This is a genomic window from Paractinoplanes toevensis, from assembly GCF_018332695.1.
Taxonomy (GTDB): domain Bacteria; phylum Actinomycetota; class Actinomycetes; order Mycobacteriales; family Micromonosporaceae; genus Actinoplanes; species Actinoplanes toevensis.
The window spans coordinates 127,939-152,552 of record NZ_BOQN01000048.1; the positions used below are offsets into that span (position 1 = coordinate 127,939).

The window sequence follows — 24,614 nt, forward strand, 5'->3', positions numbered from 1 at the left end:
TAGGGTGAGCCGAGGAATCCGGGTACGGCAGAAAGGGAACGCACATGGCGGGTCGACTCGCGGTCATCGGCTCCGGGTTGATGGGCTCCGGCATCGCGCAGGTCTCGGCGCAGGCCGGCTGGAAGGTCACCATGCGCGACGTCGACGACGCCGCGACCAACCGGGGCATGGCGGCCATCCGGGCCTCCCTGGAGCGCTTCGTCAACAAGGAAAAGATCACCCAAGAGGACGCCGAGGCGACCCTGGCCCGGATCACTCCCACCACCGACCTGGACGCGGCCGCCGACGCCGACGTCGTGGTCGAGGCGATCTACGAGAAGGTCGAGGCCAAGCACGAGGTCTTCCGCACCCTCGACAAGATCTGCAAGGCCGGCGCGGTGCTCGGCACCAACACCTCGGCCATCCCGATCACCCAGATCGCCACGGTCACCGAGCGGCCCGAGTCGGTCGTCGGCATCCACTTCTTCTCGCCGGTGCCGATGATGAAGCTGGTCGAGCTGGTCCGCGGTTACCAGACGTCGGACGAGACGCTCGCGGCCGCCCGCAACTTCGCCGAGGAGGTCGGCAAGACCTGCGTCGAGGTCAAGCGGGACGTCGCCGGCTTCGTCTCCAACCGGCTCTTCTCGGCCCTGCTGGTCGAGGCGATCAAGCTGGTCGAGTCGGGCGTGATCTCACCGGCCGACCTGGACACGGTCATGAAGCTGGGCTTCGGCCACGCCATGGGTCCGCTCGCCACGGTGGATCTGACCGGCCTCGACGTGATGCTGAACGCGGCCGGCAACATCTACCGGGACACCGCCGACGAGAAGTTCTTCCCGCCGGAACTGCTCCAGCGCATGGTCACCGCGGGTGACCTGGGCCGCAAGACCGGCAAGGGTTTCTACACGTACTGATCACGGGTTCTCCGGAGCTGCCCTACGCTGTCGCTGTGGCGAGGGCAGCACCGGACCCGGAAGAGATGCAGTGGGCGCTCGCCGAGGCGAGCGCGGAGGCGCTGTCCGTGGCGCCCGGCTGGTTCCGGGCCTGGCCGACGGCCGACGAGAAGTGGTCGGCGGTCAACGTCCGAGCCGCCACCCAGGTGATCGTCAACCACAGCCGCGAGGACGACCGGCACCCGAACAGCTGGACGGTCCGGGCCCTGTTCGGCGGCCACGCCGTCGAGCTGCACGTCGGCCCGTACGAGACGAAGCACCACGCCCTGCTGGTCGCGCACGCCGTGCTGAGCATGGCCTACCGCGACTAGGGCCTGCCCTGCCGATCACGGAGGAGCGAGGCGAGGCAGGCCCTAGTGGGTGGCGGCGAAGGCCAATGACAGCAGCGTTGCCGAGATCATCCCGCCGAGCAGGGTCAACCCGACGCCGCCGATGTCCAGCCGGGCCTGCAACTGCCGGTGGGCGAGCAGGGCGGCCACCGGTACGCCGGCCGAGGGCGCGAGCAGGAACACCGCCCACCCGAGACCGCGCACCACGGAACCGCCCCAGATGCCCGTACTCCCGATCGTCACCAGGCCGGACGCCAGCAGACCCGCCAGTGCCGCGATCAGCGCGCCCACCAGCGGCAGCAGCGGCAGTGCCCAGCGCGGCAGCGCGCGCCGGCCCGCCGGCCGGACGGTCACGTCGATCCGTTCCGCCACCCGGGCCAGCAGCACCCGCGGCGATTCCGGCGTGAGCGGGCCGCCCGGCTCGTCGAAAGCGTCGGCCGGGTTGCGCGGCAGCGCGACCCGCGGCAGGGCCTCCACCGGCGCCGGCTCGGGGATCTCGCCGAGCGTCCGCACCCGCACTCCGCGCGCCCGCCGCAGCTGATTCCAGAGGCGTTCGGCCTCCCGGTCCACGTCGAGCACCTGAGCCGCGGCCGCACCGGCCCACCGGTCCGCCGACAGCGCGTCCCCCTCGGCCCGGGCGAGTTCGCCCGCCGCCTGCTCGGCACTGTCCTGATAGGCCCGCTCGGCCCCGCCCAGCTCGGCCTCGCGGCGCCGGGTCGCCTCGGCGAGAGCGCTGACCATCAGCTGGTAGTCGCGGCCGAACGGCTGCCGGTCACGTGTGGTCACTGTTCACCTCGTACGGGATGATCACTTCGGGGGTTCGGTGCACCGAGCGGTCGAAGAAGAGTGCCCGGCGGGCGCGCGGATACCAGGCGGGCCCGCCCGGCTGGGGATAGAGCGGGGCCAGGTCGGCGCCCTGCACGTCGAGAGCGACCCACGCGCCGATCGGGTCGAGCCGGGCGCCGGGGCCGCCGAGGCTGTCGCGCAGCCGGGCCACCGACCGCCACCAGCCGAGCACGTGGGTGCGCTGCTCGGGACCGTCGGTGAGCAGCCGCCGCAGCCCGGCGGCGTCGGTGCCGGCATCGAGCGCGTAACCGAGCACGTAGTGCGGGATGTCCAGCAGCGGCAGCTCGGCCAGATCGTCGTACCAGTCGGCGGAGGGCAGTTCGGCGACCAGCCGGGCCGCCGCCCGACCGGCGTCCGGGTCGAAGCAGACGACGCTGAAGTGCGCCGGCCCCTGGGCGGCCAGCGACAGCGCCGCCGCGGCCAGCACGTCGCACGCCTCATCGGTGCGGGTGCCGAGAACGGCGAGGTTGCGGCCGGGCATCCGGCCGAGCCGCAGCCGGGCCGGGCGGGCGGCCACGTCGATCCGCTCGCCGAGGACGGCGCCGGGGGAGGACCCCACCGGCGTGGTCGCGTCCGGCACCGGTCCGGCCGGGCGGCAGGACGGCGGAAGCCGGGGTACGGCGTCCCCGTCGAACAGCCGCGGCTCCTCACAGCCGTCCGGCCGCATCCGCCACAGCCGGCGCTGGAGGGTGCGCCAGACCAGTCGATCCCCGGCGTCCGGCAGCCGGACGACCACGTTGGCCCCGGCCGTACCCGACTCGGTGTTGACCACCGCGTGATGCCGCGGGATGACCGCGGCGGCCAGGTTGTTGTCGGCCAGGATGCGCCGGGCCTTGGGCAGCGCGATCCGCAGGGTGAACTGGCCGACCAGCCCGGACCGCCCCCACAGTGCCTCGATCCCGGAGACGTCCTGGGACGCGAGGATCAGGTGGATGCCCTGCGAGCGGCCGCGCCGGGCCAGGTCCTCGAGCAGGGTGACGGCCTCGTCGGCGACCGCGTCCCGCCCGCCCAGCAGCACCTGGAACTCGTCGATGACCGCGACGATCCTGGGCCAGACCCCGGTCGGGTCCTCGGCCCGCAGTTCGGACAGCTTGGTCGCGTCGACCCGCTTGGCGGCCTGGGCCCGGGTGCGCAGTTCCTCGGCCAGGTGGCGCAGCATGGCCAGGCCGAACTCCCGGTCCCCGTTCACGTTGATCCCGGCCAGCCGCACCTGGGGCAGCCAGCTCGGGTCGCGCGGCCCCGGCACGAAACGGGCGAACGACACGCCCTCCTTGAAGTCGAGCAGATAGAACGCCAGCTCGGACGGGCCGTACCGGGTGGCCAGTGCGGCCAGCCAGGAGTAGATGAGGTTCGTCTTGCCCGAGCCGGACGGGCCGCCGATCAGGGCGTGCGGCGGGTCGTCGCCGAGCGGCACGTCGACCAGGGAACCGTCGGTGCTGTCGCCGATCGGGGCGGTCAGCCCGTCCTTCGACGACTCGGCCCACAGCGTCGCCGGTTGCAGGTCGGCGAGCTGGGCGGGCGGTGGTCCGGCCCGCATCCGCTCGGCGGTGGCCCGGCAGAACGCGACGACCTGGTCGGTGGGCGGCGGCGGGTCGAGCCGGATCTCCAGATCGCCGGTGACGTCGCAGCCGGCCGTCTGGTCCGTCGTCAGCCAGAGGCGCAGCACGCTGGGGTGGTCGGTCAGCCGCAGGCCGCGGGCGATCAGATGGACCCCGCAGGCCACCCCGGTACGGGTGATCCGGTCGAGCTGGGCCCGCTGCCCGTCGGTGAGGTCGTCGACGTCGGCGAGCAGCACCACCACCCGCCACGGATCGGTGCGGGGAGCGTCGTTCAGGACGGTCTCGTTGACCCGGCAGATGTGTTCGACCACCTCGTCCAGCATCGGGCCGAGGCCGCCCGGCCCGACGAACGAGATGCCGAGCGGGGCGAACGACGCCAGGGTGCCGCCGAGCGCCTCGGGGTCGTAGACGGTGAGCTGCACGTCGCCGGGCCGGGTGCTGCCGAGCGAGCGCAGCAGCAGACCGGTGATGATGCCGTCGACGATCGGGGCCGGCCCGGTGAGTTCGAGGTGGGCGGCGTCGAGCAGGGGGATGAGGGCGGGCAGTGGGGCGCTGTCGTCCAGGGCGAGGGTGCCGACCCTGATCAGGCCCGGCCGGCTGCCCCGCTCGGGTTCGCTGGGTGCCCACAGCCGCCAGGGCGCTCCGGCTGCCCCGGTGGCGCTCAGGGCGGCGAGGCGGCGGACGTTGCCGGCCAGCTTCGCGGTCTCGTACTGGTAGCGGCGCTGGATGTCGCGGCGGGTCGAGTCGCGCGCCTCGGCGAGCTGGTGCAGGCAGGTGGAATAGGCGTCCCGGACCAGTCGCCGCCGATGCTGTGCCTCACCGCGCGCCGTCTCGGCCGCGGCCAGCACCGCACGGGCCGCACCGCGCGCGTCGGCCAGCTCCTGCCGGACGACGGCAACGAGCGCGTTGCGGTAGCTACCCACAATGGGGCATTTTACCCATTTCGTCCCGTGGAAAGAGGTTTTGTGCTGCGTGTCGTCGGCCAGCGCGGATCGGTGTTGCTCAGGTCGTCCCACAACCGGCGGGCCACGATCGTCGCCGCCTCCCGCTGCCAGCGCCGCAGCGTGCGCCGCGGAACGTACCGGCGCATCCAGTCGAGCGCCCGGCGCGCCTCCCGATCCAGCCCGTCGGTGCGCGGCCGTCGCTCGTACGGGTCGAGGCCCAGCACCACACAGAAGTACATCGCGTTGTAGTGCCGCCACTCGTCCGACGTCGCGAACGCCCCGGCCGGCCGCAACCGGTCCACGCTCTCGGCCAGCACCGCCCGCAACTCCATGGCCCGGGCCAGCGGTTGCTGACCGGCCGGCCCACTCAGCCGCCGATCGACCGCCGGCAGGTGAGTGAGCGGGCTGCGCATCAGCCGGCCCAGGTGCCCGTAGTTGTCCAGCACCTGCCGGGTGAACCGGAGAAAATCCGGCTCGCGGGTGGTGATCAGGCGATGCCGCTGCCGATGCCGCGGCAGCGCCTCGGCCAGCTGCAGCAGCGCGCCGCGGTCCGCACGCAGCCGCTCGTCGTCGCGGAACGCGACCCGGTCGAGCAACCGGCGCAGCTGCCCGCTCAGCCCGACCCCGGTCATCACGACCGCGACCAGCACGAACTGCAGCAACGTCACCGCGGTCGAATTGGCCGCCGCGACCGAGAACGCCGCCGGCGTGCCGACCGCGACCGCGGCGACGACCGCCGCGGTGAACGACCGGATCAGGTCGGGCCGCAGCCGCTCACCGACCTCGAGCGCGTTGGCCACCGCCACCAGGAAGCCCAGCATCGTCAGGTCGAGCCCGATCGCCGCGATCACCAGCACCGGCGAGCCCAGGTCGATCGGCAGCAGCAGCGCCACCAGCCCGGCCGCGTACAGGCCGGCGACCACGATGAGCGCGGCCGGCACCAGCGGCGGCTGCACCTGATCGCGGAACCGCCACAGCAGCACCAGCCCGCCGACCAGCGGCGCGAGCACCACCAGCCGCCCCGCCGACGGCAGCGCGACCACCATGGCCAGGAAGAGCACCGACAGGATCAGCCAGCCGACATCGATCTGGCGACGCTCCGGCAGAGTGCGGGGGAGAAGAGCCACGGCCGTGCCGGCCCAGAACAGCGCCGGCACGCAGAGCAGGATCTGGGCGAGACGCGAGTCCGGCCAGGCGGCCCATCCGGCCACCCCGATGGCGTACGCCGTGAGCGCGGCCGCCGCCCGCCACAGTGCACCCCGCGCCGGGTCACGGCCGATCAGATAACAGGCGGCCCACCAGGCGAGGGCGAAGACGGGTACGGCGAGCGCGGGCACCGAAGCAGTCAACCAAACGAGTGAGGTGCGCCGGAAGCGGCGATCAACCTCTTCCGTCGGCGCCGGCGCATCACGGCGAACGCCGCCCAACCCAGCAAACCGAGTCCTACCAGGACCAACACCGGCATCAGCACCGCCAGGACGGACATCAGCACGCTGCCGATATCTTCCACCGTGCTGGCCACCGGAGCCCCGAACCCGGCCGTGCTCACGTTGACCACCGGCCGGGCCGCCGCCTTGAACCCGTGCACACAGAGCGCGATCAGCACCCCCGCCGCCACCGGCACCCACTGGTGCGAGGAGAAGAACGACCCCGGGTCGCTGACCGTGACCGTCTGCGACGAGGAGCCGGCCCCGAACGCCAGCCCGCCCGCGGTCGGCCGCACCACGGTCTGCACCACGTCATTGACGTGGTCGACCACCGGCACCTTGTCCGCCACCACCTCGACGGCCAGCAAAATACCGAGAATGACCAGCACCCAGCCGTTGGACAGCCAGGACCAGCCACTGGGCAGATCGATGAGGGAGGAGAACCGGGCGAGCAGGCCCATCACGAGCAGGGGGATGTAGGCATTGAGACCAGCCGATGCGGCCAGTCCGGTGCCGGTCAGAGCTTCGAGCACAAATCCAGGATGGCATCCGCACGCTCGTTCCGACCGGGACGACCGAGTCCGCTACTGTCGTCCGGTGCGTCTGGTCATCGCGAAATGCTCCGTCGACTATGTCGGCCGGTTGTCCGCCCACCTCCCGCCGGCCACGAGGCTGCTGATGGTCAAGGCCGACGGCTCGGTCTCCATCCATGCCGACGACCGCGCCTACAAGCCACTGAACTGGATGAGCCCGCCCTGCAAGCTGCAGGAGGCGCCCGGCGTCTGGAAGGTGGTGAACAAGGCCGGCGAGGAGTTGCGGATCACCCTGGAGGAAATCTTCCAGGACACGTCGTACGACCTGGGCGTGGACCCGGGCCTGCAGAAAGATGGTGTGGAAGCCCACCTGCAGGAGCTGCTGGCCGCCCACCCCGAGACGTTCGGCGAGGGCTGCACGCTGGTCCGCCGAGAGTTCATGACCGCGATCGGCCCGGTCGACCTGCTGCTGAAGGACGCGAACAACGCCTCGATAGCAGTGGAGATCAAACGCCGAGGCGAAATCGACGGCGTCGAGCAGCTGACCCGCTACCTCGAACTGATGAACCGCGACCCCCTGCTGGCTCCGGTGGCCGGCGTCTTCGCCGCCCAGGAGATCAAGCCCCAGGCCAGGGTCCTGGCCACCGACCGGGGAATCCGCTGCGTGGTAGTCGACTACGACAAGCTACGAGGCATGGAACGAGACGAGCTCACCCTCTTCTAGCCGCCGCGTCAGCGGGTTTGCCGCTCCACGTCCCGGGCCATCGCTCGGAGGGTAGCGCCGAAGCCGATACGACCGGCGAGTGACAGCAACGGCCCGGCGAGCCGTGTGATGCGGTGCGGGATCACGGTCACGTCCTCGTCCCAATCGACACGGGACCGGCCGCCGGGCAGCGGCACCACCGAGAACCCGGCTCGGCCGAGCACCACCCTGCCCCGCTTGACCACCTCGCAGCGGCCTGGCCCGTCGCTCGGGGCGTTCCCGCCCGGCGGCTGCCACAGCTCCACCGTCATCGGGTCGTCGAATGCCAACGCACCGAGCCCGGTGCGGGCGACAAACTCCGCACCCACTCCCTCGGGCGGGGATGTCGTCACCCGTACGACCGTCAACGGCGCCCAGTCGCCGTGCCGGCGCCAGTCCACCATCGCCGCCCAAACCGAGGTGGCGGGTGCACGAACCTGCTGGGTAACGGTAAACCGGGCCATCCGGCGACTCCTGTCTCGGATGAGGCGCGAGGTCAGTCGGCATACCTGGTCGACCGCCTCCAGCAAAACATACGAACACCACGGCTGGGCTCGCTCGCGCCAAGTCCGTTCCCGCTCGCCCTTACGTCGGCCTTCGGCGAGCATCCGCCGCGGAGAACCCGGGAGGAGTTCGGCGACTGCCGGCCAGACCGCGCGCGGTGGGGGCGGGACTCGAACCCGCGGGTGGTCGATCAGCGGGTCGCGTGCAGCTCGACCCGGTCGGTGGCGGTCGTGCCGGCCACATACGCGCGGGCGCCCAGCACGCCCACCGTGGCCTGGACCAGGACGGTCAGCCAGGACAGCTCGTTGTGCTGGGCGATCGCTACCAGGGCGGGAATGCCCAGCAGCAGCGCGTCGGGGCCGACCAGGGCGTTGACCAGCGGGCCGGTGGAGACGGTGCCCATCGGGGTGTCCAGGGGCAGCAGCTCGTTGCGGACGAAGCCGACCCTGGCCCGCCGGACCGCGGCTACCGCGCCCACCGGGCTCAGGACCAGGCCGAGCGCCCACCACGGGCCGGGTGGCAGGTCGTCCAGGGCCGATAGCAGGCCCAGCGCCAGCGCCGACCACAGCGCGGCCAGCGCGCCGGGGACCCACATGCGTTGCAGGATCGCGTCGCGGGAGGTCAGGCCGAGCAGGCGGAGCAGTACCGGGTTTCCCGCGTCGGTTTTCACGTTGCCGCCGGCGGTCGACGCGGACAGCAGCGCGCCCACCAGGATGGCCAGGCCGATCAGCCAGTGCGGCGCCTCGGTGAGCAGGACCGGCAGGGCGGCGGCCAGCAGCAGCCACAGCAGGCGGCGCCGGCGCCGGGCCACCAGCAACAGGTCTTGGCCGACGAGTACGGGCAATCGGTCCGGCAGGCGCACCGAGCGCAGTTTCCGGTGGGCCCAGTAGCGGCGCTCGATCATGTCGGTGAGGAAGGACGGCTCCATGCCGAACGCCGAGTCGAACAGGGTGCCGGCGGTCTTCGCGGCTTCCAGGATGCGTTCGTTCGGCGTGCGCGCGAGTCCCCGTACGGCCAGGGCGAAGAGCAGGGCGACGACCAGCGCGACCGCACCCACCAGCGGAACCAGCGTCCCGGCCGAGGGCCACCCGGTGGCCGCGACCGGATGGTTTCCGGTCGCGTCGGCGACCAGACCGGCCAGGCCGGCCGCCAGCAGCAGCGAGACCACCGCGTCCAGCCGGTCGCCCCAGCGGCCGCCCGCCTGCGCGGCCAGCGCGACCAGCAGCAGCGCGATGCCCACCAGGCCGGCGCCGGAGGCGAGCAGCGCCACCTCGGAGCCGTCCAGCGTGCGCGGTGCGCCGTGGCCGACGATCGCGATGCCGGCCAGTGCCCCGATGATCGCCGCGACGATCGCGGTGAGCCGGAGGGAGGGTAGGAGCAGGGCGCGGCGGCTCACCGGTGCGGGCAGCAGCCAGGCGGCGGCGGGGCGGCTCAGCGCGAGCGGGCCGAACCGGCGTAACGCCAGGTAGAGCAGGCCGAAGAGGATCGGGACCAGGGACGCGGCGGCCAGCCGGGACGCGTTGGGGTGGGTCGGCCAGAAGACCACGGCCAGTTGTTTGTGCAGCATGCCGCCGACCACCGCGATGAACAGCACGGTGAAGTAGATGTTGCCGGCGGTGGCGCCGCGTTCGCGGTGGGCGGACTGGGTGCGGAGGATCCAGCGGCGGACCGGCGTCAGCGGTACGGCGGTCACGGTGCTACCGCGCTCAGCGACTCCATCGTGGTGACCTCGGCCCCGGAGGCTTCCGCGAACGCCTCGTCGTGGCTGGCCATCAGCAGGGAGCCGCCGTCGGCGACGTATTGGACCAGCAGGGCGGCCACCTCGGCCCGGCCCTCGGGGTCGAGGCGCTGTTCGGGTTCGTCGAGGATGAGCAGCGAGCTGGGGCGCAGCAGGGCCACCGCGAGGGTGAGGCGCTGTTTCTGGCCGGAGGACAGCGACGGCGGGATCGCGTCGGCGTGCCCGGCCAGGCCGAACCGTTCGAGGGCCTCGTCGATGCCGGCGTCGGACGGGTCCTGGCCGTGGGCGCGGCAGACCAGTTCGGCGTGCTCGCGGACGGTCAGGCCGGGGTACCAGGTGGGCGGCTCGACCGTGGTGACCACGGCCCGCCAGAACTCGGGGGTGGCGCCGGGGGTGCCGCCGAAGACCAGGATCTCGCCGTCGTCCGGCTGCTGGAGACTGCTCACGCAGCGCAGCAGGGTGGACTTGCCGATGCCGTTCTCGCCGGTCACGCACACGCCACTGCCGGCCGGCACGGTCAACGAGACGTCGACGAGCACCGGCGTCGAGCCGTAACTGACGTGCAGGCCTGTTGCCTCGACGGCGGGATGATCCACCCGCCCAGCTTAGGACCGCCGTCCGTAGAGCAGACGCACGGCCTTGACGATCTGGCTCACCTGGGCCGGAGTGCGCTCGAAGGTCATCGACGGCAGCAGGGATTTCGCCCGGCGTACGGTGATCGACTTGGCCCGGGCGAACTCGCGCAGGCCGTCCTCGCCGTGGATCCGGCCGAAGCCGGAGTCACCGACCCCGCCGAACGGCAGGTTGCCCATGCCGACGAAGGTGAGCGTCCCGTTGACGGCCACCATGCCGGAGCGCAGCCGGCGGGCGATCCGGATCGCGTTCTTCTTGCCGAAGACCGCCCCGCCCAGGCCGTACGGCGTGTCGTTGGCCAGCCGGATCGCCTCGTCGGCGTCGGCGACCTTGGTGACGGTCAGGGTCGGGCCGAACGTCTCGTCGCTGATCTCGCGGGAGTCGGCGGGCACGTCCACCAGCACGGTCGGCGAGACGTAGGGCGGCTGCACGGCGTCGGCGCCACCGAGCACCGCCGTACCGCCCTTGGCCAGCGCGTCCTCGATGTGATCGCGGATGATGTCGATCTGCTTGGGCATGGTGATCGGGCCGATCTCCTCGCCGGTGCGCAGCTTGCCGGCCTTGGCGACGATCTGGGCGACCAGGGCGTCGTAGACGGGGGCCACCGCGTACACCCGCTCGATGCCGATGCAGGTCTGGCCGGCGTTGGTCATGCTGCCCCAGACGGCCGCCTCGGCGGCCGCGGTGACGTCGGCGTCCGCGTCGACGATCAGCGCGTCCTTGCCGCCGGCCTCGATCACCACCGGGATCAGGTTTTCCGCGCAGGCGGCCATCACCTTCTTGGCGGTAGCGGTGGAGCCGGTGAACGCCATCTTGTCGGCGCCCGAGCGGCAGAGCGCGGCCCCGACGTCACCGAGCCCGTGCACCGCCTGCAGCACCGGCTGCTCGGGCACCACCTCGGCGAACGTGTCGACCAGCCACTGGCCGACGATCGGGGTGTACTCGCTGGGCTTGAAGACGACCGCGTTGCCGGCGGCGAGCGCGCCGCTGATCGGGCCGATCGGGGTGACGATGGGGTAGTTCCACGGGCCGATGACGCCGACCACGCCGTACGGCTGGTATTCCAGGTGGCCGGCGTGCTCGGCGAGCAGCAGGCGGGTGCGCACCTTGCGCGGGCCGAGCACCCGTTTCGCGTTGCGGCCGGCCCAGTCCAGGTGTTCGACGGCGGCGACCGCCTCGACGATCGCGTCGGCGTTCGGCTTGCCGGTCTCCAGGGTGGTGAGCTGGGCCAGCTCCTCGAAGCGCTGGACGATCAGCGAGCGCCAGCGCAGGATGCGGTCCTTGCGGCCGTCGAAGCCGAGGGACTGCCACCAGAGGCCGGCCTCGCGGGCGCGTTCGACGGCGACGACGACGGCTTTCTCGTCGGCGACCGGAACGCGGCCCGCCTCGGCTCCGGTGGCGGGGTTTGTCGAGATCAGCACGCCGTCTTCGATCACCGGCACACCGGGAACGTGAGTAGCCGTCATGTCGGGAGTCTATGACGCAAGTTACCGAGCAGTCACTACGTACTCTTGATGATGTGAGCCCCCGCCGTAATCACCCCCGCCGAGACGCACCGAAACCATTGACGGACGAGGGCGTCCGCAAGGGCATCGAGGGCGTCCAGCAGTGGCAGGACGGCGAGTGGATGGTGCGGTCGATCTTCGGCGGGGCGGCCACCAAGACCTACCGGTGCCCGGGCTGCATGCAGGAGATCCGGCCGGGCGTGGCGCACGTGGTGGCCTGGCCGATCGACGGCCGCGGCGACGAGAGCGACCGCCGGCACTGGCACACGGGTTGCTGGAAGGCCCGTGACCGCCGGGCACCGGGCGTGGAGCGGTCGCGCAACGCACCGCGCTATGGGTAAAAATCATGTCCATGAGCAATCAGATCCGGGCCAACTCGATCCTCCCCGCACGCCGGGAGGACATCGAGCTGCAGACCGCCGACGGCCTGACCCTGGTCGGTGAGCTGGCCCGCCCGCTCGACCGGGAACCGGTCGCCACGCTGGTCTGCCTGCATCCCCTGCCGACGCACGGCGGGATGATGGACAGCCACGTCTTCCGGAAGGCGGCGTGGCGGTTGCCGGCCCTCGCGGGCCTCGCCGTACTGCGTTTCAACACCAGAGGGACCAGCAGCGTACGCGGTACCAGCGGCGGTTCCTTCGACGGCGGCAACAGCGAGAAGTACGACGTGGCCGCCGCGATCGAGTACGCGGAGTTCGCCGAACTGCCCAACATCTGGCTGCTGGGCTGGTCGTTCGGCACCGATCTGACCCTCATGCACGGGCTGGACCCGGCCGTGGTCGGTGCGATCCTGCTGTCGCCGCCGCTGCGCTTCTCCGAGGAGTCCCACCTCGACGCGTGGGCCGGCAGCGGGAAACCACTGACGGCGCTCATTCCCGAGTTCGACGACTACCTGCGCCCCGAACAGGCCGCTATCCGATTTGCCGACAAGGCGGAAGTTGTCCCGATGGCCGGGTCGAAGCACCTCTGGGTCGGCGACGCGGAGAAGGTGCTCGACGAGGTCGTCCGGCGGGTGGCGCCGGACGTGCCGATCCCGCTGCCGCGGACCTGGGACGGGCCGATGGAGAGCGGCGACATGAACGCGTACGCCGATCGCACGGTCGCCGCCTTCGCCGACGTGCCCGTCCCCGGTCAGCTCAGCGAGTCTCCTGACTAGGCACCAGGACCTCGCGGATGATCAGCTGGATGCCGGCCACCATCGGGATCGCCACCAGCGCGCCCACCACGCCGAACAGCGCCACCCCGAGCAGGGCCGCGACCACCGCCGCCACGTCGCTCACCTTCACCGAGCGGCGCATCACGGCCGGGTAGATCAGATAGTTCTCGACCTGCTGGTAGACGATGAAGAAGACCACGCAGACCAGGCCGTCGGTGAGCGAGGAGGCGAAACCGACCAGGCTCACGATGACCGCGCCGAGGGTGGCGCCGATCTGCGGGATCAGGTCGCAGACGGCGACCACCACGGCCAGGGCGAACGGATAGGCCAGCCCGAGGATCATGGCGAGCACCCAGGTGCTCGCGCCGGCCAGCACCGCGATCGCCAGCGCGCCCACCATGTAGGCGCCGACCTTGGTGAGGATCTCGTCGGTGAGCAGCCGCACCCGGCCCCGCCGGGACGCCGGCACCAGGGAGTAGGCCGACTCGCGCAGCCGGTCGAACGCCGCCATGAAGTAGATGGTCAGCACCAGCACGGTCAGCGTGTTGAAGATCGTGCCGAAGAGCAGCTTGGCCCCGCCGACCACGCCGCCCACCGTGTTGCCGACCGTGCCGGCGTTCACCGCGCTGGTGATCTTCTCCATGATGTCGTAACGCTCGACCAGCTCGTTGATGGTCTTGTTGCGCTGCAGGCTCTGGATGTAGTCGGGGACGTTCTGGATCAGCTGGTTGGTCTGGGTGACCAGCGGCGGGATCAGCGCGATGACGCCGCCGACCAGCAGGCCGAGCACGACCAGGGCAACGATCGCCACGGCCGCGCCGCGCGGGACGTGCCACTTGCGGAGCCGCTCGACCGCCGGGTTGAGACCGATCGCCAGGAACAAGGCGATGAAGATGAGCACCAGAATGGACGCCGCGTTGCGCACGCCCAGGAAGATCGCGTACGCGACGATGACGCCGAGCCCGCCCAGCAGGCCGATCATGAACGGGTTACGCCGGTCCAGCGGCGGCCCGGGCGTGCCGAACCGGGGGCCTTCGTCGACCGCGTCCTCAGCGGGCGGGTCCTCGATCTCAGTCTTGTCGTCTGCGCTCACCGGGCAACGCCCTCCCCGCCGATGGATTCGGCGGGGACGTTATCGCACTCGGGCTACGAGCGACTACTCGGCGTCGGCTCCGACCCGGCTGGTCGGCGGCACGGTGACCTTGGCGGAGGCGGTGACCTTGGGCGGCGTGGCCGGTTCCGCGGCGGCGTGCGCACCCACCGGACCGCCGGCCACCGCGGTCTCGGCCAGGTCGTCCTGGTCGTCGGGGGAGGCCGCGGCCGCCATCACCGCGGCGGCGGCCAGCTCGGCGACCCGCTTCGCTTCCCGCTGCACCTGGCGACGGACCTCGACGGCCCGCCGCTCGGCGGCCTCGCCGTCCCGCTTGGCCTGCTCGACCCGCTTCAGCTCGGCCTCGAGCTCGGTGCGGACCTCGGCGAGGCGCTTGCCGGCCGCGTCGGCCTCCTGCTCGCTGCTGCGGGCCCGGTCCTGGGCCAGGGCGACCTGGCGTTCGGCCTCGGCCACCTTGGCCTGCGCGGCCTCGAGGTCGGCACCGGCCTGCGCGATCTTCTCCTGCTGCGCCTCGATCTCCTTGCGGACGGCGGTGGCCTGATCGTCGGAGCGGCGGAGCACCTCTTCGGCGTACTTGTCGGCCTCGCTGCGCAGGTCGGCGCACTGCTTCTCGACCCCGGTGCGCAGCTGCGCGAGCTCCTGCACCACGGCCTGCCGGCGCTGGGCCAGCTCGTTCTCCACAGTGGCCTTGAGCTCGCTGTGCTCGCGGTCGGCGCCGGACCGCTGGGCCGCGATCTCGAGCTGCGCCTTCTCCCGCAGAGCCTTGATCTCCTGGTCGGCCTGCATGCGGGTGGACTGCACGTAACCGTCGGCCTCGGCCCGGACGCGCTGCGCCTCCCGGGCCGTCTTCTCGGTCAGCTGCTGAGCGTCGGCGCGGGCCCGGGTCAGCGTGCTCTCGGCCTCGGCGCGCATCTGCTCGGCGGACTGGCGGGCGGCGACGAGGGCTTTCTCCGCGGCGGCGCGCTTGCCGGCGTCGGCCCGTTCCTCCTCGGAGCGGCGGGCGGCCAGCGCGATCTCGAAGTCGCGCATGGCGTCGTGCGCATGCGCGTCGGCCTCGGCGCGGATCCGCTCGGCCTCGCCGAGCCGGGCGGCGATGTCGTCGGTGGCGGACGCCTTGATCGCCTCGGCCTGCTCCTCGGCGAGGGCGAGGATCTGCTCGACCCGCGGGCCCAGGTGCCGGAACGAGACCTCGGGGCCGATGCCGCCCTGGCGGCGCACGTGGGTGATCTCCTGCTGGAGGCGATCGATTTGCGCGGACATGGCCTGCATCTGCGAGTAGGCCTGCTCGCGCTCGGTGGCCAGCGCCGCTATCTCGTTCTCGGCGCGCGCCACATAGCGCTCGACCTGCTTCCGTTCGTAACCCCGCAGGGCGGTCTCGAAGTTGGGCTCGGTGGCCGCGTCTCCGCCGAGACCGAGAATTTCACCGCCGTGCGACATGCTGTCCATCCTCACATACGCATCGTCCTGTGACGGACCGGTACACACCGTCTTGGCCGGAGTATGCGTCTAGTTGTGATTTGTCTGAGCCGGGCTTGGCCAAAGCTAGGCTACGGGCGCAAAACGAGTCAGGCCGTACCGGAGAAACTCCGATACGGCCCAAACGTTGCGCTAGGCCGACCGCTTAACCGTTGCGTAAGAGACGGGAACACGCAACCGGAGCGGACGGTGTCGAGAAACTCAGGAGTTCGACTTGGCCGGCTGCGGCTTGTCGGCCGCGCCGTTCTTCTCCGCCGCCGGCGCCTCGGCCTGCTTGGCGACCGCGGCGGCCACCTCGGCGACCGCGTTCGGCTTGGCGGCGCCGCCGACGCCCGGCACCAGGCCGGACAGGCCGGACAGCATCTGCCCGAGCTGGTTGGTGACCTGGTCCTTCTGGCGGGTCAGGTCTTCCACCTCGCGCTTGGCGGCCTGGGTGGTCAGCTCGGCCTCGGTGCGGGCCTCGCTCATCAGGCGCTGCGCCTCGGAGCGAGCCTCGGTGACCGTCTTCTCGGACAGGGCCCGGGCCTTCTCGGTGACCTCGATCGCGTTGCGCTCGGACTCGACGCGGCGCTGCTCGGCCCGCTGCTCGATCTCCTTGGCCCGGTCTTCCGCGGCGCGGGCGCGCTCCTCGGCCTCGGCCACCATCTTCTGCGTGGCGTTGACCTGGGCGGCGTGCCGCTGGGACTCCTCGCCCTCAGCCTTCTCCCGGCGCTCGGCGATCTCCAGCGCCAGGGACTGCAGGTCCTTGTCGCGCTTGTCGCGGGCGTCGGTCAGCAGTTTGGTCGCCTCGGCGCGCTTCTCCTCGGCCTCGCGGGACGTCTTCGCCCGCAGCTGGGTGATCTCCCGCTCGGCGGTGGCGCGCATCGACGCGACCTCACGCTCCACGGTCGACTTCAGCTCGGCGACCTCGTGCGAGGTGACCGTGCGCAGCTGCTTGGTCTCGCGGTCGGCGTCGGACCGCAGCGTGTCGGCCTCGCGCCGGGCCTGGACGCGGGCCTCGGCCGCCTCCCGCTCGGCGTGCGTGCGGACCTGGCCGGCCTCGCGCTCGGCGGTCGCCTTCATGGCGGCGGCCTCGGCGCGCGCCTTGTCGGTGATCTCGCGAGCCTCGAGCCGGGCGGCCGAGAGGATGCCCTCGGACTCGCGCTTCGCCTCACTGCGGTGATCGTTCGCCTGCTCCTCGGCCAGCCGCAGGATCTGCTCGACCCGGGTGCCCAGACCGGAGAGCGTCGGCCGGTTGTTCTCCTCGAGCAGCTTGTTGCTGTCGGCGAGCTTCTGCTCCACCGCGTTGAGCCGCTGCTCGGCCTGGCGCAGCCGGCGCTGCGCATCGTTCATCCGCTGCTCGGCCTCACCACGGGCCTGCTCGGACTGGTTGAGCGCGGCGACCAGCCGACCCAGGTGGGCGTCCACCTGGCCGCGGTCGTAGCCGCGGAGGACGACGGTGAAGTCGTGCTGTGAGTTGGCGCCGTCGAAAAATGCCAAATTCTGATCCTGCTGCTGAGGCATTGGGCCATCCTGGCGAAGACGCACCAGCCACGCAAGAGCGGACCGGCATCAGAAAAGACACGTAGATCAGCTTTGAGCTGCCCGGAAGCTGAGGCGTCCACCGTTCGGGCAGCCGGTCCGGACCGTCCGGGCCGCGCTGTCACCTGCTACATCCCCGGTGCGGGTGAGCGGCACCATGGTCGAGCCGCTCGATATTCCCGATCCTGCCAGGCCACGGCGCTGCCGGTAAGGAGGATTCACCCGGAAGGCGGATGAATTAGGCAGGCTCCACCAATTCCACCAGAACACCGCCGGCGTCCTTGGGGTGCACGAAGTTGATCCGCGAGCCGGCCGTGCCCCGGCGCGGAGTGTCGTAGAGCAAGCGCAGGCCACGGCCGCGCAGGATCGCCGAGGTGGCCTCCACATCGGCCACCGTGTAGGCCAGTTGTTGCAGGCCAGGACCGCTGCGGTCGAGGAACTTGGCGATCGCCGAGTCGGGGCGCAGCGGGGCCAGCAACTGGATACGGGGACCGGTGCCGTCGCCGACCGCGAGCATGGCCTCCCGTACGCCTTGATCCTCGTTCGTCTCTTCGTGCACAGAGTGAATGTCGAAGATCTCGGCGTAGAACTCGAGGGCGGCATCCAGGTCGGCCACCGCGATGCCGACGTGATCGATGCGCAGCAGCCCGGCCCCGGCGAATGTGACATTGTCAGGTCGGGCGGCACTAGGTGCGGTCTCCGTCATTTCACTAGTCTTACTTGAACCACCGTTCAGGGCGCGAGCCCTTCAAGAAAGCGATTGACCGTGACCACTTCGGTGATCGTGAGTGGGGCCCGTACACCCATGGGCCGCCTGCTCGGTAACCTCAAGTCCCTGTCCGGCACCGCGCTCGGCGGCCACGCGATCGAAGCGGCCCTGACCCGTGCCGGCGTCCGTCCCGACCAGGTGCAATACGTGATCATGGGGCAGGTGCTCCAGGCCGGCGCCGGTCAGATCACCGCGCGCCAGGCGGCCGTGGCGGCCGGCATCCCGATGACCGTGCCCGCCCTGACGGTCAACAAGGTGTGCCTCTCCGGGCTCGACGCGATCGCCCTGGCCGACCAGCTGATCCGGGCCGGCGAGTTCGACATCGTGGTGGCCGGCGGCATGGAGTCGATGACCAACGCCCCGCACCTGGTGCAGCAGCGGGCCGGCACCAAGTTCGGCGACGTCACGATGCGCGACCACATGGCGCTCGACGGCCTGAGCGACCCGTGGGAGGGCATCTCCATGGGCGAGGCCACCGAGCGCAGCGGCGCCAAGCTCGGCATCAGCCGCGCGGAGCAGGACGAGTTCGCCGCCCTGAGCCATCAGCGCGCCGCCGAGGCACAGAAGAACGGCCACTTCGCCGAGGAGATCACCCCGATCACCATCGCCCAGCGCGGTGGTGACGTGGTCGTCGACACCGACGAGGGCGTCCGCCCCGACTCGACCGCCGCGTCGCTGGGCAAGCTGCGCCCGGCGTTCGCCAAGGACGGCACGATCACGGCCGGCTCCGCCTCGCCGATCTCCGACGGCGCGGCCGCGGTCGTGGTGATGAGCAAGGCCAAGGCCGAGGAACTGGGTCTCACCTGGCTCGCCGAGATCGTCGCGCACGGCAACGTGGCCGGCCCGGACAGCTCGCTGCAGTCCCAGCCGGCCAACGCCATCCGGCACGCGCTCACCAAGGCCGGCCTGGCCGTCGACGACCTCGACCTGATCGAGATGAACGAGGCGTTCGCCCAGGTCGTCATCCAGTCGACCCGTGAGCTGGGCGTCTCCGGCGACATCGTGAACGTCAATGGCGGCGCGATCGCCCTCGGCCACCCGATCGGCATGTCCGGCGCCCGCCTGGTGCTCACCCTGGCGCTGGAGCTCCAGCGCCGCGGTGGTGGCCTCGGCGCGGCCGGCCTGTGCGGCGGTGGCGGCCAGGGCGACGCCCTGATCGTTCGAGTTCCGGCCACGTGAGTCGACGCCATGACGTGCCCACCCTCGTCGCCAAGGCGCGGGAGGGCGACCCCCGCTCGGTGGCCCGGCTGATCAGCCTGGTGGAGAACGGCGACCCGGCCCTGCCCGAGGTCGCCGCCGCCCTCGCGCCCTACGCCGGCCGCGCCCAGGTGGTCGGCCTCACCGGCTCGCCCGGCGTGGGCAAGTCGACCACGACGAACGAGCTGGTCAAGGCGCTGCGGGCGGCCGGCCGCCGGGTGGGTGTGCTGGCCGTCGACCCGTCCAGTCCGTTCACCGGCGGTGCGATCCTCGGCGACCGGATCCGGATGCAGGAACACACCACCGACCGCGGCGTCTACATCCGCTCGATGTCCAGCCGCGGTCAACTCGGCGGCCTCTCCGCGGCCACCCCGCAGGCGGTCCGGGTGCTCGAGGGCGCGGGCTGCGAGGTCATCCTGGTCGAGACGGTCGGCGTCGGCCAGGCCGAGGTCGAGGTCGCCTCGCTCGCCGACACCACACTGGTGCTGCTGGCCCCCGGCATGGGTGACGCGATCCAGGCGGTCAAGGCGGGCGTCCTGGAGATCGCCGACGTCTTCGTGATCAACAAGGCCGACCGCCCCGGCGCCGACGCCACCTACCGCGACATCCAGGGCATGCTCGGGCTGGGCGAACGCGCCGCGGGCGACTGGCGGCCGCAGGTGGTGCGGGCCACCGCGGTGCGCGGCGAGGGCATCGACGACGTGGTGGCGGCCATCGAGAAACACCGGGCCTGGCTGGAGACCAGCGGCAACCTGACGGCCCGCCGCGAGCGGCGGGCCGCCGTCGAGGTCGAGGCGATCGCGTTGGGCACGCTGCGTGCGCGCATCGGCGACCTCAAGGAGGGTACGGCGTTGAGCACGCTCGCCGCCGCGGTCGCGGCGGGCGAACTGGACCCGTACGCCGCCGCCGAGCAGCTCATCAAGGGCCTCTGATCAGCCGAACAGCCGAGCTGTCTGCTCGATCATCTCTCGGTCCCACGTGAAGCTTCCGCTGTCCAGGTCGCTGATGACCTGTCGCAGCCAGCCGATCTCGGCGGTGAGCATGGCCGCCCGATACTCATCCTCGATCAGGAAGAGCCGGGGCAGGCCCGGCGGCGCCTGCCGGTGGATCGTGGCGAGCCGTTCGTCCTGCTCGGCCAGGCGCCGGCCGAGCAACTCGCGAACCTGGCCCGGCGCCAGCACCGCGATGAACGCGAGCGCCGCCGGAAATTCCGGAAATTCCCGGGCCGGCGTCGGCAGCATGGCGATCAGCCACAGCCGCATGGTCGCCTCGCCGTCCGGCGTGATCTCGTAGACCGTCCGCTCGGGCCGCCCCGCCTCTCGCGCACTGCCGCCCGGCCGGGCCAGGCCGTCCCGCACCAGCCGGTCGAGTGCCTGGTAGACGCTGTTGCGCTGGGCCACGTTGACCAGTTGGTCCTGGCCGCGCTCCTTGATCATCTGCTGCATCCGGTAGGGGTGCATCGGCGCCTCCATGAGCAGCGCCAGCAGGACCATGCCCAGCGTCGACCGGCGGGGATTGTCCGATGTCACGCGCCCAGCCTACGGGGTTGACGATTCTTAGTCATGTTATGCATAGTCATCTTATGACTAAGACAGCGCTGATCGCCGGTGGAGGCATCGCCGGCACCGTCGCCGCCCTCGCCCTGCACCGGGCCGGCTGGCAGCCCCGCCTCTTCGAGTCCCGGCCCGAGGGCGTCGCCGACGAGCGCGGCGCCTTTCTCACGGTCGCCGTCAACGGCCTGACCGCCCTGCGCGCCCTCGACCTCGACCCGGAAAAGGTGCTGGCCGCCGGCTTCCCGACCCCGTCCATGACGATGACCTCGGGCAGCGGCCGCAGCCTGGCCGTGCTCCCGCTGGGCGGTCCGGCCGCCGACGGCACGGTCACCACGACCATCCGCCGCGCCGACCTCTACGGCTCACTGCGCGAGATCGCGGCCGAGCGCGGCATCCCGATCGAGTGGGACCGCCGCCTGACCGGCTGCACCGAGCGGCCGGGCGGCATCACCGCCACGTTCTCCGGAGGTGCGCCGGTGGACGGTGACCTCCTCGTCGGCGCGGACGGCCTCCGATCCCGCACCCGGGAGATCCTCAATCCCGGCGGTCCGGCACCGACGTACCTCGGTCTGCTCAACGCCGGTGGTTTCACCACCGGGCCGATCGACGCCGAGCTGGACCGCACGCCCGGCATGATGCACATGGCCTTCGGCCGGAAGGCCTTCTTCGGCTGGGCCCCGGCCCCCGACGGCTCGGTGTGGTGGTTCGCCAACCCGCCGAGCGAGAACCCGGCCGCCCCCGGCGACTTCACCCCGGAGTCCTGGCGGTCCTATCTGATCGACCTGTTCCAGGACGACGGCTTCCCGGCGGCCGCGATCATCCGGGCCACCGACGTCGCGATCGGCCCGTGGAACACCGACGACCTACGGCGCGTCCCGGTCTGGCACTCCGGCCGGGTGGTCCTGGCCGGCGACGCCGCCCACGCGGTGGCCCCATCCGCGGGCCAGGGCGCCTCGATGGCCATCGAGGACGCGGTCGTCCTGGCCCGCTGCCTGTCCGACACCGACGACATTCGCGCCGCGCTGGCCGACTACGAGCGCATCCGCCGCCCACGGGTGGAGAAGGTGGTGCGGGCGGGCCGCCGCAACGGCAGCGGCAAGGCGGCCGGCCCGGTCGGCGCCGCCATCCGCGACGCGCTGCTGCCCCTGATGATGAAGATGCTCTACCGCAAGGGCGCCAACCCGCAGGCATGGATCCTCGACCACCGGATCTAGAGATCTTCCGGGGTCCCGCCAATCCAGAAGGAACGGAACCCCGGCCCAGGCTTCCTCGAAACGGAGGGCGGGAGGCTTTCGAGCGGAAGATCTTTCGGTACGCGCCGGTTCACTCCCGTGGCACGCGGTCCCGGCAGGTGCAACGCACCCTCCACGCGCCCGCTGCGGGCGGGCCCGGCCCAAGCCCGCAACCCCGACCCGCCCACCGAACAGTCCCGGGCGACGGCCATCGACCTCCCGCACGATGGTCGCCGCTCTCGGATACCCGGGGCGCCGTCCCGCATCCCGGCATGGTCTCGCCTGATGAGCAGCGCTTCCACACCGTGGGCCGGCGGCGGTCAGAAGAACGGGACGTACCGCCTATGTCCGACGCCGACAGCTCGACCAGACACGATCTTGTGGACTTGTCGTGCCGACAGAGCAGCAACCCCACAAGATCGCGATGCCGGGCGCCAAGAATGCGTGTGTCGTTGCGCGAGAGTCGCGGCACGTGCCGGTGTGGCACGCCGCTTGCGGGGTGGCGGCGGTCGGGGGATGTTGCGGTTGGCGACGGTGTCTTCCGTACCGGAAAGTGGGTTTGATTCTCGCGACCCTGACCTCGAAAGGTGTCTAGATCACTGCTCCGCGTCCGGGCCGGGCCGTGCCTGGCGTAGGGCGTCCAGGCGGTCCTGGGCGCGCTTCACCGCGGCCCGGGAGCGCTCCAGGAAGTCGTCGCTGCGGTCGAGCCGGGAGATCTCGCGGGCGAAGGCCTCCTTGATCCGGGCGACCGGATCGGCCGGCTCGGCGGTTCCGCCCACTTCCCGGCTGTCCAGGACACGCTCGCGGGCCGTCGCGCTGACCTCCCGGTTGTCGGCGCGGGCCTCGCGCTCGTTCGCGTCGCGTTCCCGTTTCTCGGCCGCGGTCTCGCGCTCGGCCAGCAGGCGTTCCCGTTCCTCGAGGCCCTGCCGCCGGGCGGCCAGGTCATCGTCGACGGCGGCCAGCCGTTGTTCCCGCGCGTCCAGAAGGCGCTCCCGCGAGTCGAGAGCGAGCTCGCGCTCGTTCAGGTAGCGGTGCCGCGCGTTCCAGCGGTCATCGGGAAACACGCCGGGAAGATTTCCGGCGGCCGGAGCGGCCAAACAAACTTAGGGATCGTTCAGTCTTGCCTCTACGATGACTGCATGGATGCTGCCGACATCGCCGCCGGCCGGGAGCGCTGGCAACGTCGTTACGACGCCGCCCGCAAGCGGGACGCCGACTTCACCACCCTCTCCGGGGCCACCGTCGACCCGGTCTACGGGCCGCCCGACGGGGTCACCTATCCGGGCTTCGAGCAGATCGGCTGGCCGGGCGAGTTTCCCTACACCCGAGGGCTCTATCCGACCGGTTACCGCGGGCGCACCTGGACCATCCGGCAGTTCGCCGGGTTCGGCAACGCGCAGCAGACCAACGAGCGCTACAAGATGATCCTGGCCGCCGGCGGTGGCGGGCTCAGCGTGGCCTTCGACATGCCGACGCTGATGGGCCGCGACTCCGACGACCCGCAGTCGCTCGGCGAGGTGGGCCACTGCGGGGTGGCGATCGACTCGGCCGCCGACATGGAGGTCCTCTTCGGCGGCATCGATCTGGAGAAGACCACGACCAGCATGACGATCTCCGGGCCGGCGGTCCCGGTCTTCTGCATGTACCTGGTGGCGGCCGAGCGGCAGGGCGCCGACATCTCCCGCCTGGACGGCACCCTGCAGACCGACATCTTCAAGGAGTACATCGCGCAGAAGGAGTGGCTCTTCGCGCCGGAACCGCACCTGCGCCTGATCGGCGACCTGATGGAGTACTGCGCGCGCGAGATCCCGAAGTACAAACCGCTCTCGGTCAGCGGTTACCACATCCGCGAAGCGGGCTCGACGGCCGCGCAGGAGCTGGCATACACGCTGGCCGACGGCTTCGGGTACGTCGAGCTGGGACTGTCCCGGGGGCTGGACGTCAACGAGTTCGCGCCCGGGCTGAGCTTCTTCTTCGACGCGCACATCGACTTCTTCGAGGAGATCGCCAAGTTCCGGGCGGCCCGCCGCATCTGGGCCCGGCACCTGCGCGACGACTACGGCGCCACCAGCGAGAAGGCGCTCTGGCTGAAGTTCCACACGCAGACCGCCGGGGTCAGCCTCACCGCGCAACAGCCGGTCAACAACGTGGTCCGCACCGCCGTCGAGGCCCTGGCCGCGGTGCTCGGCGGCACGAACTCGCTGCACACCAACGCTCTCGACGAGACGCTCGCGCTGCCCACCGACGAGTCGGCCGAGATCGCCCTGCGCACCCAGCAGGTGCTGATGGAGGAGACCGGGGTGGTCAACGTGGCCGACCCGCTCGGCGGTTCGTGGTATGTGGAGGAGCTCACCGACCGGATCGAGGCCGAGGCGGAGGAGATCTTCGCCCGCATCCGCGAGCTCGGGCACGACGGCAGCGTCACGGCCGGCATCCTGCGCGGCATCGAGGACGGCTGGTTCACCGCCAACATCGCCGAGGCGGCGTTCGTCTACCAGCAGGCGCTGGAGAAGAACGAGAAGCGGATCGTCGGGGTGAACGCGCACACCGGCACGGTGGCCAAGGAACTGGAAATTCTCCGGGTCTCGCACGAGGTCGAGGTGATGCAGAAACGCGAGCTGGGCGCTCGGCGAGCTTCCCGAGATTCCGTACGGGTGAAGGCCGCCCTCGACCGCATGATCGCCGCGGCCCGCACCGGGGAGAACATGATTCCCTCGATGCTCGAAGCGGCGCGCGCCGAGGCGAGTCTCGGGGAGATCTGTGATGCGTTGAAGGGCGAGTGGGGCATCTATCGGGAGCCCGCTCGATTCTGACCGGATAAACCGGATAAAGGGCGCAGGTGGCCAATGGATATTGCGCGCGGGAGCGGCGGGGTCGAGTATCGGCAGGACGTGCGGTTGTGACGTC

General features: G+C 71.3%; 23 protein-coding genes. 9 read left to right on the forward strand and 14 right to left on the reverse strand.

Going from position 1 to position 24,614, the window contains the following annotated elements:
* Window positions 1-44 precede the first annotated feature (44 nt).
* Window positions 45-893 (forward strand): 3-hydroxyacyl-CoA dehydrogenase family protein, encoded by an 849-nt coding sequence (locus Ato02nite_RS16590; RefSeq protein WP_213007423.1) that lies wholly within the window; start codon window positions 45-47, stop codon window positions 891-893.
* 35 nt (window positions 894-928) lie between these two features.
* Window positions 929-1,243, forward strand: coding sequence for a hypothetical protein (locus Ato02nite_RS16595; protein WP_213007424.1), 315 nt, complete (start codon window positions 929-931; stop codon window positions 1,241-1,243).
* A 42-nt stretch (window positions 1,244-1,285) separates the two neighbouring features.
* Here Ato02nite_RS16595 and Ato02nite_RS16600 read toward each other — a convergent pair whose 3' ends face one another.
* From Ato02nite_RS16600 to Ato02nite_RS16615, 4 genes are read right to left on the reverse strand one after another with little or no spacing between them, the layout of a single operon-like run.
* Window positions 1,286-2,047 carry a hypothetical protein gene (locus tag Ato02nite_RS16600; protein WP_213007425.1) on the reverse strand — a complete coding sequence of 254 codons (762 nt, stop codon included), beginning with the start codon at window positions 2,045-2,047 and terminating at the stop codon, window positions 1,286-1,288.
* Window positions 2,034-4,589 carry an FtsK/SpoIIIE domain-containing protein gene (locus tag Ato02nite_RS16605; protein WP_213007426.1) on the reverse strand — a complete coding sequence of 852 codons (2,556 nt, stop codon included), beginning with the start codon at window positions 4,587-4,589 and terminating at the stop codon, window positions 2,034-2,036. The genes Ato02nite_RS16600 and Ato02nite_RS16605 overlap by 14 nt, the downstream gene beginning before the upstream one ends.
* An 11-nt stretch (window positions 4,590-4,600) precedes the next feature.
* The gene (locus Ato02nite_RS16610) at window positions 4,601-5,959 is read right to left on the reverse strand and encodes a hypothetical protein (RefSeq protein WP_246607058.1); all 1,359 of its coding nucleotides are present in this window, start codon (window positions 5,957-5,959) and stop codon (window positions 4,601-4,603) included.
* A complete protein-coding gene (locus tag Ato02nite_RS16615; protein ID WP_213007427.1) occupies window positions 5,956-6,570 on the reverse strand; it encodes a DUF4126 domain-containing protein in 615 nt (204 codons plus the stop codon). The genes Ato02nite_RS16610 and Ato02nite_RS16615 overlap by 4 nt, the downstream gene beginning before the upstream one ends.
* A 64-nt stretch (window positions 6,571-6,634) precedes the next feature.
* Between Ato02nite_RS16615 and nucS the strand changes: the two genes are divergently transcribed.
* On the forward strand, window positions 6,635-7,294 hold the full coding sequence (gene nucS / locus Ato02nite_RS16620; RefSeq protein WP_213007428.1) for an endonuclease NucS: 660 nt from the start codon (window positions 6,635-6,637) through the stop codon (window positions 7,292-7,294).
* Between the two features lie 8 nt (window positions 7,295-7,302).
* On the opposite strand, the gene Ato02nite_RS16625 is transcribed toward nucS, so the two are convergent.
* The 4 genes from Ato02nite_RS16625 to Ato02nite_RS16640 form a co-directional block, all read right to left on the reverse strand.
* A complete protein-coding gene (locus tag Ato02nite_RS16625) occupies window positions 7,303-7,776 on the reverse strand; it encodes an SRPBCC family protein (RefSeq protein ID WP_213007429.1) in 474 nt (157 codons plus the stop codon).
* Window positions 7,777-8,006: 230 nt separating this feature from the next.
* Window positions 8,007-9,509, reverse strand: a complete 1,503-nt coding sequence (locus Ato02nite_RS16630) for a DUF6297 family protein (RefSeq protein WP_213007430.1) — start codon at window positions 9,507-9,509, stop codon at window positions 8,007-8,009.
* The gene (locus Ato02nite_RS16635; protein ID WP_213007431.1) at window positions 9,506-10,150 is read right to left on the reverse strand and encodes an ABC transporter ATP-binding protein; all 645 of its coding nucleotides are present in this window, start codon (window positions 10,148-10,150) and stop codon (window positions 9,506-9,508) included. The genes Ato02nite_RS16630 and Ato02nite_RS16635 overlap by 4 nt, the downstream gene beginning before the upstream one ends.
* Window positions 10,151-10,159: 9 nt before the next feature.
* Window positions 10,160-11,653 (reverse strand): aldehyde dehydrogenase family protein, encoded by a 1,494-nt coding sequence (locus tag Ato02nite_RS16640; RefSeq protein WP_213007432.1) that lies wholly within the window; start codon window positions 11,651-11,653, stop codon window positions 10,160-10,162.
* A gap of 53 nt (window positions 11,654-11,706) precedes the next feature.
* Here Ato02nite_RS16640 and Ato02nite_RS16645 point away from each other — a divergent pair, with 53 nt between their 5' ends.
* Both Ato02nite_RS16645 and Ato02nite_RS16650 read left to right on the forward strand, forming a co-directional pair.
* The gene (locus Ato02nite_RS16645; protein WP_213007433.1) at window positions 11,707-12,033 is read left to right on the forward strand and encodes an Rv1322 family protein; all 327 of its coding nucleotides are present in this window, start codon (window positions 11,707-11,709) and stop codon (window positions 12,031-12,033) included.
* Window positions 12,034-12,044: 11 nt separating this feature from the next.
* Entirely contained in the window at window positions 12,045-12,848 is an 804-nt protein-coding gene (locus Ato02nite_RS16650; protein ID WP_213007434.1) for an alpha/beta hydrolase, read from the forward strand.
* Here the strand turns inward: Ato02nite_RS16650 and Ato02nite_RS16655 are convergent.
* The 4 genes from Ato02nite_RS16655 to mce form a co-directional block, all read right to left on the reverse strand.
* Complete coding sequence (locus Ato02nite_RS16655) at window positions 12,829-13,941, reverse strand: AI-2E family transporter (RefSeq protein ID WP_213007435.1); 1,113 nt, start codon at window positions 13,939-13,941, stop codon at window positions 12,829-12,831. The genes Ato02nite_RS16650 and Ato02nite_RS16655 overlap by 20 nt on opposite strands.
* Before the next feature lie 63 nt (window positions 13,942-14,004).
* Entirely contained in the window at window positions 14,005-15,396 is a 1,392-nt protein-coding gene (locus tag Ato02nite_RS16660) for a Laminin subunit beta-1 (protein WP_213007436.1), read from the reverse strand.
* Window positions 15,397-15,636: 240 nt separating this feature from the next.
* Complete coding sequence (locus Ato02nite_RS16665; RefSeq protein WP_213007437.1) at window positions 15,637-16,938, reverse strand: DivIVA domain-containing protein; 1,302 nt, start codon at window positions 16,936-16,938, stop codon at window positions 15,637-15,639.
* 256 nt (window positions 16,939-17,194) lie between these two features.
* Window positions 17,195-17,662, reverse strand: coding sequence for a methylmalonyl-CoA epimerase (gene mce, locus Ato02nite_RS16670; RefSeq protein WP_213007438.1), 468 nt, complete (start codon window positions 17,660-17,662; stop codon window positions 17,195-17,197).
* Window positions 17,663-17,722: 60 nt separating this feature from the next.
* Between mce and Ato02nite_RS16675 the strand changes: the two genes are divergently transcribed.
* Entirely contained in the window at window positions 17,723-18,904 is a 1,182-nt protein-coding gene (locus Ato02nite_RS16675; protein WP_213007439.1) for an acetyl-CoA C-acetyltransferase, read from the forward strand.
* The gene (gene meaB, locus Ato02nite_RS16680) at window positions 18,901-19,854 is read left to right on the forward strand and encodes a methylmalonyl Co-A mutase-associated GTPase MeaB (RefSeq protein ID WP_213007440.1); all 954 of its coding nucleotides are present in this window, start codon (window positions 18,901-18,903) and stop codon (window positions 19,852-19,854) included. The genes Ato02nite_RS16675 and meaB overlap by 4 nt, the downstream gene beginning before the upstream one ends.
* Here the strand turns inward: meaB and Ato02nite_RS16685 are convergent, their stop codons facing one another.
* A complete protein-coding gene (locus Ato02nite_RS16685; RefSeq protein ID WP_246607059.1) occupies window positions 19,855-20,451 on the reverse strand; it encodes a PadR family transcriptional regulator in 597 nt (198 codons plus the stop codon).
* 53 nt (window positions 20,452-20,504) lie between these two features.
* Here Ato02nite_RS16685 and Ato02nite_RS16690 point away from each other — a divergent pair, with 53 nt between their 5' ends.
* A complete protein-coding gene (locus Ato02nite_RS16690) occupies window positions 20,505-21,689 on the forward strand; it encodes an FAD-dependent oxidoreductase (protein WP_213007441.1) in 1,185 nt (394 codons plus the stop codon).
* 614 nt (window positions 21,690-22,303) lie between these two features.
* Here the strand turns inward: Ato02nite_RS16690 and Ato02nite_RS16695 are convergent.
* Entirely contained in the window at window positions 22,304-22,771 is a 468-nt protein-coding gene (locus Ato02nite_RS16695) for a hypothetical protein (RefSeq protein WP_213007442.1), read from the reverse strand.
* Window positions 22,772-22,846: 75 nt separating this feature from the next.
* Here Ato02nite_RS16695 and icmA point away from each other — a divergent pair, with 75 nt between their 5' ends.
* Window positions 22,847-24,520 carry a coenzyme B12-dependent isobutyryl-CoA mutase large subunit gene (gene icmA / locus Ato02nite_RS16700; RefSeq protein WP_213007443.1) on the forward strand — a complete coding sequence of 558 codons (1,674 nt, stop codon included), beginning with the start codon at window positions 22,847-22,849 and terminating at the stop codon, window positions 24,518-24,520.
* The last annotated feature ends 94 nt before the right edge of the window (window positions 24,521-24,614 follow it).

Bases quoted from the DNA above. Each gene is read 5' to 3' on its own strand.
- Ato02nite_RS16590 (WP_213007423.1), top strand. From the start codon at position 45: ATGGCGGGTCGACTCGCGGTCATCGGCTCCGGGTTGATGGGCTCCGGC.
- Ato02nite_RS16650 (WP_213007434.1), top strand. From the start codon at position 12,045: ATGAGCAATCAGATCCGGGCCAACTCGATCCTCCCCGCACGCCGGGAG.
- Ato02nite_RS16625 (WP_213007429.1), bottom strand. From the start codon at position 7,776: ATGGCCCGGTTTACCGTTACCCAGCAGGTTCGTGCACCCGCCACCTCG.
- Ato02nite_RS16690 (WP_213007441.1), top strand. From the start codon at position 20,505: ATGACTAAGACAGCGCTGATCGCCGGTGGAGGCATCGCCGGCACCGTC.
- Ato02nite_RS16665 (WP_213007437.1), bottom strand. From the start codon at position 16,938: ATGCCTCAGCAGCAGGATCAGAATTTGGCATTTTTCGACGGCGCCAAC.
- mce (WP_213007438.1), bottom strand. From the start codon at position 17,662: ATGACGGAGACCGCACCTAGTGCCGCCCGACCTGACAATGTCACATTC.
- Ato02nite_RS16640 (WP_213007432.1), bottom strand. From the start codon at position 11,653: ATGACGGCTACTCACGTTCCCGGTGTGCCGGTGATCGAAGACGGCGTG.
- icmA (WP_213007443.1), top strand. From the start codon at position 22,847: ATGGATGCTGCCGACATCGCCGCCGGCCGGGAGCGCTGGCAACGTCGT.
- Ato02nite_RS16660 (WP_213007436.1), bottom strand. From the start codon at position 15,396: ATGTCGCACGGCGGTGAAATTCTCGGTCTCGGCGGAGACGCGGCCACC.